Source organism: [Clostridium] polysaccharolyticum, from assembly GCF_900111595.1.
Lineage (GTDB): Bacteria > Bacillota > Clostridia > Lachnospirales > Lachnospiraceae > Clostridium_AI > Clostridium_AI polysaccharolyticum.
This window is the reverse complement of sequence record NZ_FOHN01000005.1, coordinates 135,725-148,576: the sequence shown is the minus strand read 5'-3', so window position 1 is coordinate 148,576 and position 12,852 is coordinate 135,725. Positions and strand designations below refer to the sequence as shown.

2 protein-coding genes are annotated in these 12,852 nt (G+C 36.4%); both read left to right on the top strand.

Annotation, left to right across the window (positions count from 1 at the left end; translation table 11 throughout):
* Positions 1–17: 17 nt before the first annotated feature.
* On the top strand, positions 18–7,565 hold the full coding sequence (locus tag BMY85_RS04860) for a non-ribosomal peptide synthetase (RefSeq protein ID WP_092477049.1): 7,548 nt from the start codon (positions 18–20) through the stop codon (positions 7,563–7,565).
* Between the two features lie 32 nt (positions 7,566–7,597).
* Positions 7,598–12,850, top strand: coding sequence for an SDR family NAD(P)-dependent oxidoreductase (locus BMY85_RS04855; protein ID WP_177180643.1), 5,253 nt, complete (start codon positions 7,598–7,600; stop codon positions 12,848–12,850).
* Positions 12,851–12,852 lie beyond the last annotated feature (2 nt).

Here is a 12,852-nt window from a genome sequence, read left to right as displayed (position 1 = left end):
AATTTGAAAGGATAGTTATGAAAAATAGTGAGAATCAAAAGGAAAAAAGCGAAAGAACTTCTGAATTATCAGCAGAAAGCCGTACATTAATCCAACAGTTCAATGACACGGAAAAGGAAATCTCCTATCAGTGTTTAGGAGAACTGTTAGAAATATCTTATCAGAAGCATAAAAATGAAGCAGCAGTTTTTATGAGTGAAAAAAGATACACTTATAGGGAATTATACAGTATGGCCAAAACGATTGGGAAAAGGCTTAGTAGAATGGGAATAGGCAGGAATGGCAGAGTAGCATTAGTATTTGATAAAGGGTTTGAACAGGTGGCAGCGGTATTAGGTGTAGTGTATGCGGGAGCTGCGTATGTGCCCATTGACTGTTCTTATCCTAGCAGGCTGGCATGTGACTGTATAAATCAGGTAAATGCAGAACTGGTGATTACCAGACAAGAAAATGTGCCGTTATATCAAGAGGCTAAAGCCAAAGTGTACAGTTTTGAGGAGTGTATTAGAATAGATGATTCTGAAGACTTTATGCCAGTGGCAACAAAACCAGAGGATGTATTTGCAGTTATTTTTACATCGGGTTCTACGGGCATGCCAAAAGGGGTGCTGTTACAGCAAAAAGGAGTCTATAACTGTTTTCAATATACCAATTCCAGATTTCAGATAGGGGAAAGAGACCGTTTGTTTTCGGTAACAGACTTGTGCCATGATATGTGCATATATGAAATGCTAGGAATGCTTTTAGCTGGAGGTGCAATTGTTATGCCAACGGCAGCAGAGCGAAGAGACATTGGAAAGTGGATAGAACTTCTGAAAAAATATTCCGTTACTTTCTGGTCTTGTGTACCAACCTTTATGGAGATGCTTTTGATTTATATAGAAGGAAGGAAAGAGCAGGCAATAGAACTTCCAAGTTTGCGTTATGTTTTACTTGGTGGTGGGTTTATGAAGATTTCATTGTATGACCGCCTGCGGAGTATTGCAGAACAGGTGGAATTATATAACATTGGAGGACCTACAGAAACTTCTATGTGGAATATTATACATAAAGTTACAGCCCAAGATATCAAGAACCAGCGTATTCCTTATGGGAAACCGATTTGGAACACGCAGTACCATATCTTGGATGAAAATCTTCAATATGTAGAAGTAAACGAAACAGGAATCATTTACAATAGCGGTATTGGTGTTGCAAAGGGCTATACAGACTTGGAACTTACGGAGAAAAAATTTATCCTTCATCCTGATTTGCAGATTCGTATGTATAATACAGGGGATTTAGGACGCTATAATTCTCAAGGTGAAATTGAGATATTAGGCCGAAGTGATTTGCAGATTAAGAAAAATGGAAAACGAATTGAACTAGAGGAAATAGAATGTAATCTGAAAAAAGATCCTAGGGTAGTAGAAGCTGTGGCAGTTGGTACGGAAGACGAAAAAATACATGCTTATTTAAAAATAGACGAACAACGGGATTCTACAAAAAATAGTTTATGGAAAGATGTATTTGATAAAGCATATAAAGAACAGGTCATTGAGAATAATATTTTTGATTTCAGTGGCTGGACAAGTTCCTATACTAGAGAGCAGATTAACACAAATGAGATGATGGAGTGGCTGAATCGGACTAGTAGCCGTATCTTAGAGTGCAAACCTAAGAATGTTCTGGAGATAGGGTGTGGAACAGGATTAATTCTAAAGAAAATAATTGCACATGTAGATTCCTATATAGGGCTGGATTTATCAGAAGTAGCAGTGGAAAAACTAAATGCGCAGTTGAAAAGCAATCCGTCATTAAATGATAAAACAGAGGTATTTCAAGGATCAGCAGACGATTTTAGTCTATTGCAGGATAAAACATTTGATACCATTATCATTAATTCGGTAATCATGTTTTTTGGATCGGAACAGTATTTAACAAAAGTCATAAACCAATGCCTAGAATTGCTTACAGACAACGGGAATCTGTTCATTGGTGATATTATTGATTTTAATCTGCTTTCCCTTTTTCGAACAACAGTAAACTATTATCAGACAGACAATGGAACGGTGAAAGACATTCAGAAAAAAATTGCTCAAGATTACAGGATGGTGAAAGACTTTTGCGTATCACCTAAGTATTTTGAAAAAATTTTATTTCAGAATAAGCATATTGCAGGCATTCAAGTTCGAGTAAAGGATATGAAGTCTGTAAATGAAGTATCCAAATACAGATATGATGTAACCATAAGAAAAGGTGCCAGATTGCGTAATGGATTAGAAGAAGCAAAAGTATATGATTTTGCTTTGCAGAAAATGGATCTTAGACAGCTGGAAAATCTTTTAATGGAGGCAAATGAAAAGGAAACCAAGGAATCCTTTGTAATAAAAAATGTACCAAATCAGTTTTTAGTGTTTGATCAAAAAGTGCAAGAATGGATTGAGCAGGCTGATAAGGAAAAGGAAATTACCAAACTAAAAGAAGAACTGGCAGGCCAGGAGACAGCAGGTGATTTGCCTATGCAGTTTTATGAAATGGGAGTACGTTATGGATACCAGTGTGCCATAAAGAATACGGAAAATAATCGAATGGAAGTTTTTTATACAAAAGGCATTCCAGATAATATTTTACCAGATTGCAATCAGGAAAAAGAAGTTGCCAATATTCCTTATAAGCTTTCAGAAGAGGAATTGTTTATAAAAGAGTTAAGAACCAGTTTAAAACGATTGCTTCCAGATTATATGATTCCTGCATATTTTAACATTATGGAAGAGATTCCACATTTAAGCAATGGAAAGCCAGATCGAAAGGCTTTGCAGGATTTAGCCAAGAAGCGTACTTATGAAGAAAAAGAAAACAGTTCGCCAGGTTCTGTAAAGGAAGAAATCAAGCAATTATGGAGCCGGGTGCTTCAGTCAGAAGAAGTATTTCATGAAGACGAATCTTTTTGGGAACAAGGTGGACATTCACTGCTTGCCTTACAGCTTTTGACCATAATCCGAGAAAAGTATCACTGCGAAATCAGTTTAACAGACTTTTTTGAATCGCCGACCCTTCATTACTTATTAGATTGTATAAACAATGCAGATGAAATACAGCCAGACAATACCATGAAAAAACTGGAGTCTCAACCGAAAAGTAAGGATACGGAAGAGTTTGAACTAAGTGAACTTCAGCAGGCGTACCTGATTGCAAGGAAAAGTAACCTGCCTTTTACCAAGATTGCAACCCATTGTTATCTAGAATTGGAATTCCATGATTTCGACATGAATCGATTTACAGCGGCGGTAGAACGGCTTGTAGAAAGACATGAAATGCTTCGCTGTTATTTTACAGAGGATGGGAAACAAGGAATTAAGAAAGCTCTTGGCAAAATGCCCATAACGGTAACAGATATCTCGGAATTAAGCCAGAGCCAGTATGAAGAATATCTGTTAGATACTCGCCATCACATGAATCTGGAAAACATTGATTACACAGATGCCCCTCTGTTTAAATTACATGTTTCAAAAAGCGGACAGCAGGCATTGGTTCATTTTTATTATGATGGACTGATTATGGATGGTTATAGCAAGAATATTTTTTTACATGACTTAGATGAATATTATCATATGACGGAAAAGGAGAAAAAGGAAGAAAAAAAAATTGTAAGATTCCAAGATTATATTCAGAATTATCATGCTAGACGAACAGAACAGGCTCATTACCAAAAAGCGAAAGAATACTGGCTACAGCATATGGACAGTCTGCCATCTATTCCAGACATTCCAGTCAATCAAGAAAATAATGTGGAATCCAACATAGACAGCAGCCAATACAAAGCACTGATTTCTTTGGAAAAATGGGAAAAGATTAAGGAAAATGCAAAAAAATATGAATTGACAAGTTTTTCGGTTCTGCTCACAGCTTTTTGCAAAGTAATTGCCCGCTGGTGTAAAGAGCAGGAGTTCTTAATTAATGTTCCATTAATTGATAGAGGAAATAATCTGTCAGGAGAAAATGATTTTATCGGAGAAACTGCAACTTTTCTTCTTTTTGATTTTCATAATGAGACAACAGCATTTTATAAGCTGGCGAAAAAAATACAATTCCATTTATATGAATTAATTGAAAACAGAAGCTTCACTGGAATTGATATTTTGCGGGAATTAACGAAGAGAAGCGGAAGTATTGGAACAGGCGTGGCACCTATTGTGTTTACTAGTCTTCTGGATATTCCTATGGTAGAAGAAAACAGTTTTTCCTGTACCTATTTTGAATCCTATACAAGTCAGGTCTGGATGGATGCTATAGCATCAGTTGCTAAGGAAGGAATTTTGTTTACCTGGGACTGCAGAAAAGGAATTTTTGAAAATGACATGGTAATTGCTATGCAGAAGGCATTTATTGAAATGCTGGAAAGTTTAGCAGAGGATGCTGCTATATGGGAGAAAAATGGTACGGTAGCATTGCCAGAACGAGATCAGAAACTGATTGCACAGATAAATCATACGGAACACAGCATTGGTAAGGCTAGTATGGGAGAAAAAATCTGTGAAGCAATGGAAACACATAGACAAAACATCGCAGTAATCGATAAAAATGTATGCTATACCTATGAAGAAATCGGGAATAAGGTTAAGGCTTTAGCATATAAACTTGTGGAATTACAGTTAGGCAGAAATGATGTAATCACAGTAATGCTTGAAAAGGGACAGGAGCAATTGGTGGCAGCCCTTGCAATTACTTATGCTGGCGCAGTTTACGCACCAATTGAATATGAATTGCCTGTAAAACGAGTGAAACAGGCAGTGGAGTCAATTGATGGACGGCTTATGCTGACTGATAGTAAAAAGGAGAGAGAGTTTTTCATTGATGGAACTTTCCCAATGAAGATTTTAGATATTACGAAATTGGATTTGAAGAGCAAGTGCAGTATGCAGCCAGTGATCCAAGAAGCAACAGATGTATTTGCAGTGATATTTACGTCAGGCTCAACAGGAAATCCAAAAGGAGTTTATATAGAACATCAAGGTATTGTAAATTGCATGGAATTTACGAATCAGTATTTTGGTATTTCAGAGAAAGACAGGATATTGTCGCTAACAAATATTTGCCACGATATGAGCTTGTATGATCTGTATGGATTTTTTACAACAGGGGGGACCATTGTATTTCCGCAGGCAGCAAAAGTAAAGGAACCAAAACATTGGATTGAACTGCTTATGAAATACCAGATTACATTCTGGGAGTCTGTTCCTACAATGATGGAAATGCTTTTTATTGAACTAGAGAAAGAACAAAAAGAAAATATATTTCCTTCCATGAAAACCATTGTATTAGGTGGCGAGTTTCTTCCAGTGTATTTTTATGAGAAAGTGAAAAAATACGCTAAGAATGCAAGGTTATATAATACAGGTGGACCGACGGAAACTACGGTGTGGAACATTATGCATAATGTGACAGAGGATGATGCGAAAAATCAGCATATTCCATATGGAAAGCCTATATGGAACACACAGTACCATATTTTAAATGATTTGTTAGAACCAGTGCCAGCGGGTGTAACGGGTACTATATACAATAGTGGAATTGGATTGGCAAAAGGATATACAGATAGGGAATTAACTGCTAAGAAATTTATCTGGCACAAAGAATTAAAGACTGTCTTGTATAATACAGGAGATTTAGGAAGATACAGGGCTGACGGTGAAATTGATATTCTAGGAAGGGATGATTTGCAGGTAAAAGTAAATGGCAAGAGGATTGAATTAGGAGAAATCAAGTATGTATTAAATCAATATCAAGGCATTACAGACTGTGCAGTGAAATATGACAAAGAAACCAATAGTATTCAGGCTTTTTATGTTTCACAGGAAGAAATGGATTCTAAAGAACTGATGCAATATATGCTTTTGTATTTGCCAGATTACATGGTTCCTAGAATTTATCAAAGAATTCCGTATCTTCCGGTTCTTCCTAATGGGAAGCTGGATTTACATCAATTGAATGTAGACTGGGATAAGCAAATAGTTCAGGACGATAGTCAAAAATTACAGTATACGAAACTTCAGAACCAGATTCTAGACATTATAAAGAAACAGCTGCAGTTGCCAAATTTTGATCCGCAAATGAATTTCTTTATGGCAGGTGGAGATTCGTTAAAAGGTTTAAGAATTGTCACGGAATTAAATCAGGAACTAGGACTGAATGCTGCCATTACAGATATTTTAACAGCAAAGACAATTGAAACATTTATGATACAGGCAGATTCTTACAGCAAAGAAAGTCCTGCTGCAGAAAAGGATATGGAAAATATAGCAACAGACTATAAGAAAGCACCATTATCCTACGCACAGGAAGGAGTATGGTTTGACTGCATTCGGGAAAGTGAAAACCGGTTTGTTGTTCCTGTATATGTAGATATTACTGGAGATTTAGATGTGAATCAGTTAAGTACAGCCTTAGAACAGACAGCAGTTAAGTATAGTCTTGTCAAAGCAGCTATATTAGTGGATGAAGAATTTAATCCGTATCAGGAAATTCAAGAAGAACGAAAACTTGAAATTGAGCAGATTCACTTAGAGAAATGCAGACTGGAAGAAAAGAAAAAAGCGGTCTATGATATACAGCAGGAAATGATGTCACTTTCTATGGATATTGAACAGGATATGCTTTGCCGAGTGGTTTTGGCATATTTGGGAGAAAAAGAATATCGTCTTTATCTGATTTTCCATCATATTATAACAGACGATATGTCTATTAAGATTTTTTTGAAGAACCTGTTTAGTAATTACGGTAAAGAAAAACAGCTAGGTAAAAATTACACACAAATGTATTTTGAACATTGTAAGAGAGAGAAAATGCATTCCTTCTCGGAAGAAGAAAAACATTTTTTCAAGGAGCTAGTGGATAAAAGTGAATATCTAAATATTCCAGGCCAGATGGATGCCACTAAGAAAGCATTAGAGGGAGGATACATTTCCTTTGAATTAGATGAAAAGAAAACAGCAGCATTTCAGAAAATATGTGCTTTTTATGGTGCTTCCTTAAACATTGGACTTCTTTCCGTTTATGCTGTTATGCTTCATCAAGTTTCTGGAAAGGAGAAAATTACAATTGGAACGCCTTTTTCCTCTAGAAATCAGGAAGAATCAGAGATGATTGGATTGCTTGTAAATCTGGAACTGCTTTGTCTGGAAATAAAACAAGAGGATGAATTTGCATCTGTTATAAAAAAAGTCAGACAGAGTGTACTGTACTATATTGGGAAAAAGTATCCGCCATATGTAGATTTGTGCCGTATATTAAAAGCACCAAGAGAAAAAATGATGATACCACATCATATTGTATACAATTATCTGGAGGATGAAGAGCTGGCAGAAGACATCCTATTGAATCAGGAGCTTAAAATATCATCTGTGGTTTATGTGAATAGTCAAGTAAGCCATAATCTTGGTTTGATGGTAAATCATACAAAAGGAAAAATTTATGGAGAATTTAGCTATAATCAGTGCTATTTAGATGAACTTGCTGTTGATGCCATGAAAGAGTGCTTTAAGAAGATATTGGATTCTGTGGTGAACACATCTTTAGAGGATTAGCAATTGGCAATTTGTTAGAAAGGATGAGAAATTTGCTGAAATTTAGTGAGAAATTTAGGAAGTTATCAGAGGGTGAAAAAAAGAAATTCATTCAAGTGTTAAAGCAGTCTGGGGAAGATTATAATGTGTATCCATTATCGTCAGAGCAGGAACGCATGTGGTTTCTGTATCAAATGGATAAGAATAATCCTTACTATAATGTGACGTTTGGTATTCATATAAAAGGGGAATTAGACAAAGAAATTTTCAAAAAGGCATGGGAACATCTGGTGCAACGGAATAAGGTGTTTACAACAACTTTAATTTTCGTAGAGGGCGAAGCATTTCAAGTTGTGAATGAGCCAGAGGAAGCTTTCATAGACGAGCTGGATCTCAGTTTAAAAGAAGAAAAAGAAGCTTTATTGAAAGAAGTTTTTCAAAAAGAGTATCAAAAGCCTTTTGATCTGGAAGAAGAATTTCCGATAAGGGTCAAGCTTGTGAAAATGGGGGAAAAGGAACATATTTTTATCCTGAATATCCATCATATGTTCTGTGATGGATGGTCTATGGGGCTTATTATTCAGGAATTAAATGAAGTGTATCAGCAGATCGCAAGTGGACATAAGCTTTCGCTGGAAAAAGAGGTTCAGTATTGGGATTACGCATTATATAGTAAACACTTGAATCAAGAAGAAAATATCTCATATTGGAAAGAACAGCTAAAAAATGCCAATATATGCACTTCTTTATTGAATAATTCGCCCAAGCCAGTAAAAGATGCTGGAAAAGGTGTGTTTGTGTCACAAGTGGCAGGTGATAAAAAGAAAATACTGTCATTTTGCAGAAATCAGAATATATCTGTGTTTAGTCTTTTTATAGGTGTCTATAGTCTGGTATTGTGGAGTTTTAGCGGAGAGAATAACCTTACCATTGGAACACCAGTACTAAATCGTAATGATGAAAAGTGGTCACAGGTTATGGGATTCTTCTCAAATACCATACCAGTTAATATAAAGTTTAATGAAAATATGACTTACGATGAGTATTTAAAACAGGTACATAATACGGTATTAAATGCTATTGATCACAGTGAGCTTCCATTTGATGAACTTGTGAATTGTTTAAATATAAAAAGAGAGCAAAATAGCAATCCTGTTTTCCAAAGTGTTTTTACTTTGCAGAATGACACTCTGTTTCATGGAAATAGTGATGCTTTTCTTAATATGAAATTGATGAATGCAGATAAAGAACCTAACCTGCAATTTGATTTTATGTGTTCAATTACAGAAAAAGAAGAAGAGTACCAGCTTGAAATGGCTGGACGGGAGACTATGTATCAGAAGGAATGGATACAGGTGCTAACCAGAAGATACTGCGAAATATTAGAGAATATACTTGAGAATGCAAAGGAACAGATCGGAGTATTTGAATATGATAAGGCAGAGGAGAGAAGTATCAGCGAGAAAAAGATTCAAGCAGAAGATGCCTTAGAACAAGTCGTTTTAGAGAATCAGAAAGAAATTAAGGACTGTAAAGTTCTAATAGAAGGAAACCGATGCTATCTGTTTTATGAAGCAGATAAGGAACTGGAATTTTCAAACTTGCTAAAAGTTATAGAAGAAGAGTATGTAATGACTTTACTGGTATGCAAGGTGGAGGATGCTGCAGGACTAGAGAAAAGGAAAATGAGATCTGAAACTGCGTCATTCAGCAAAAAAATCTGTACTTTACAAAACCAGATAAGGAAGAAAAACGGTGTAGAAGGTTTCTATCTGAATCTGGTGAATAAAAGTATGGAAATGGAAGGCTATGATATTGGAGTTATCAATCCAAAAGAGTTACAGGAAAAAAAGGAGCATAAAGAAGAAAAACTGCAGAAAAAGCCAGATGAGACTGCTCTTGCAGATTTGTCAATATTAGATGGTGGCAGTCCTGTTATTTACACAGATAGGACATTGCTTGATGCTCTAATGAACTTAGAGCCAGACCAGAGAAAGGAACAGATTGTATGCATTGGACATGATGGGGGTATTACGACTTTTACTTATGAAGAACTGCAAGTAAAGGCAAAGAACATTGCAGCAAACCTGATGTCAAAAGAGCTAGGCGAGAACCCCAATATAATCTTAATTATCAATAATGTATGCGATTTTATACCTGTATTCTGGGGCTGTATCCTAGCAGGAGTAACGGTAACGCCGCTAGGAACCCCTAAAAGCTTTAATCCTGATGAGGCAGCGGGAAGAAGAATTTTAGATGTGATTCAGGTGTCAAAACCAGCGTATATGATTGTTGGGGATGTAGAGGCAGAACCTGTGAAAGAACTGGCATTGCCAGATGATTTTGTATTGTCTTATCAAGAGGTTCAAAAAGAAAATGGCTGCCCATACATAAGACCAGATATCAAAGAAACAGACGTATGTTTGCTGATGTTTACATCTGGAAGTACAGGCGGGCCAAAGGGAGTGCCATTACAACATGGGAATGTCATGGCAAGATCCCATGCTTTTATTGATCATTACCATTTGCAAAAATGGGACAGAACTTTAAACTGGATGCCGATGGATCACGTTGGTGGGGTTCTTATGTTTCACATTTGCGGGGTTATTAATCATACGTTCCAGGTTCAGGCAGACACAGAACATATTTTGAAAAAGCCAATACGATGGCTGATGTATCTGGATCAATATAAAATTACCAGCACGTGGGCTCCGAATTTTGCATATGGGCTGATTTTGGATTATCAGGAGGAAGTCTTAAAGACAGATTTTTCCCTAAAAACAGTTAAGTACATTATCAATGCGGGGGAAGCAATTAATTATAATGCCTGTCATGAATTTATGGAATTGTTATCCTTAAAAGAGTTAGCCAAGAATGCGATGATTCCTTGCTGGGGAATGACCGAAACTTCATCAGGGGTACTGTATTCAGAATGCTTTGGAGAGATTATATATAAAAATTCAGTAGCAGTGGGAAAACCAGTAAAAGGAGTAAGAGTCCGTATTGTGGATAATGATAAAAAGCTAGTTCCTAAAGGAAAAATTGGGGAACTTGAGATTTCAGGGGTCACAACTCATATGGGATATTATAAACGAGATCAGCTGAATGCAGAAGTTTTCTCGGCAGATGGCTGGTTTGACACTGGTGATCAGGCTGTGATTCTCAAAGACGAAATTGTAATTACAGGAAGAAGCAAGGAACTGATTATAAAAAATGGACTTAATACCAGCTGTCTGGAAGTAGAAAAGTGTATTGAAGAAATTGATTGTATTCAGACTGGAACCGTAGGCTGTTCCGTGCTAAAAGATGAGGAAACCAATCAAGATGAAATCTGCATTTTCTTTGGGGATCCAGAAGGGGTTTCCAAAGAACTAGTAAAAGAAAAAATTTCTTTTCAGATGATGAAGAATTATGGATTTACCTATGATTATCTAGTGGCAGTACCATTAGAAGATATCCCTAGAACATCCATCGGTAAAATTGACAAGAAGAAACTAGTAGTTATGCTTCATGAAAACCGACTTCACTCTATTGACACCAACGATGCAAATCGCATACCAGAGTGGTTTTACCAGGTTAAAGAAGTAGAAAAAGAGGTAAAACAAAATAAGCAGAAAGAAAGCAGAATCAGCATAAAGACTTATTGCAGAAAAGAAGAAAACCTGATTTATAACAGGATGAAAGATACGTTAAAAGGCAGGAAAGAGTTTGCTTTTGTCCAGGGAAACACAGGACAAAAGGAAGACGCTGTTATTATAAATATTACGGATTGTACTCCTGATACATGTATGCAGTCTTTTGAAAATGAAATAAAAATGTTCTGCAAGATATTAGACGAAATGAATGGAGAAGGAAATCTTATGGTAATTGCAGAGCAGGATAATCCAGTCCGGACATTAATAGAAGGGTTCTGCTGTTCTATTCCACAAGAGTATCCTCAAGTTAAAATCAGAATTATTACTTATGTGGAGGATGGTGAAAGAACAGACGATTCTCTCCATTTTACAGATGATGCTAATACAGGCATGTTTGCCCAGTTTGCAGAGGAAATAATGGAATTTGTAAACTTTAGTAAAAAAGTCAGTTATGTTCAGTATCAGAATGGAAAACGTCAGATAAGACAAATGGAACCAATGGATCTAAGGCAACATGAAATTAGCCGAGATTCTTTCCAAAAAAACGGAACCTATGTGGTAATCGGAGGAACTGGCGGCATTGGAAGACATTTATGTAAATATTTACTGGAACGTTATGACTGCAGACTGATTTTAATTGGAAGACGTTCAGAAGAAGAGTGTTTGGCTTTGCTAGAGCAGTTACGCAAATATGGAGAAGTAGAATATACAAGCTGTCAGATTAGAGAACAAGGCGATCTGTTAAGGATTCTTTCTAAGTATGCAGATAAGAATTTAACAGGCATTATTGATTTAATTGGTGAGGAGTCTACAACTGTACATGTTTCACATGCAGGTGAATATGGAATTGAGAAACTGGCTGAGAAAAATGTGATGGAACTTGCTTTGCCAAGAATGGCTGCAGTTGCTGATATCAATGAATTTGTCAAAGATAAAGAAGGGCTGGATATTATTCTGTTTAATAGTGTAACTGCTTTCTTTGGGGGGCAGACATACAGTATTTATTCCAGTGTCAGCAGATATATGTATGAATATCCTTGGAGCAGTCCGAAAAACCAGTATTTTAATTATGCATGGAGTAAATGGGATAACATGGGAATGAGCAAGGGAGAGACATTAAATGACAGAATTATTGCCCAAAATGCAGGTTATGCAATCATGGATTTGAAAAAAGGATTTGCTTCCTTAGAAGGCTTGCTAAAAAGAAATATAACCCATGCCCTTATTGGAGTTGACTGTATTCATACAGCGCTATATTCCTATGGTGAAGTGGACATAAAAGATATTGCACTGGAAAAGAGGACTGTGCAAGTAGTCTGTCAGAGCAAAGAAAAGATTCTGATAGAGGATAATGTTTGTGAGATCCGTTATGTGAATAACCAAAAAGATGAAAAGGAATCAGAACAAAACGGATTGACACCTATGGAAGAAAAAATGAAAGGCATATGGGAAGGAGTCCTGAAACGTCAAGACATTTCTGTAACAGATGGCTTTTTTCAGATGGGAGGCACATCCATAAAAGTAGTAACTTTGCTTGACAGAATTCAGACAGCCTTCGATATAGAAATTTCCATTATAGATTTGTTCACACATCCTTCTATTCGAGAACTGGTTCGATACATAAAGCCAGAAGAAAAGAACGAGAACCAATGTAAAATCATTACAATATAGGA